At 58.5% G+C, this 265-nt stretch carries 1 rRNA gene; it reads right to left on the bottom strand.

Annotated features, from left to right (window positions below):
- Positions 1 to 111, bottom strand: a 5S ribosomal RNA gene (gene rrf, locus K4B79_RS47570); the annotation flags it as partial.
- Between the last annotated feature and the right edge of the window lie 154 nt (positions 112 to 265).

The following is a 265-nucleotide window of genomic DNA, read 5'->3' on the forward strand; positions in this document are numbered from 1 at the left end:
CGGCGTCCTACTCTCCCACAGGGTCCCCCCTGCAGTACCATCGGCGCTGTAAGGCTTAGCTTCCGGGTTCGGAATGTAACCGGGCGTTTCCCTCACGCTATAACCACCGAAACACTATGAAACTGTCGAACCATGCCACACCACGCCCTAACGGGAACGTGGGGCTGTTCGTGGTTTCAGAACCAACACAGTGGACGCGAGCAACTGAGGACAAGCCCTCGGCCTATTAGTACCGGTCACCTCCAGCGGTTACCCGCCTTCCAGA

The sequence above is a fragment of the Streptomyces lincolnensis genome, from assembly GCF_021173675.1.
In the GTDB taxonomy this organism is placed as follows: Bacteria; Actinomycetota; Actinomycetes; order Streptomycetales; family Streptomycetaceae; genus Streptomyces; species Streptomyces lincolnensis_B.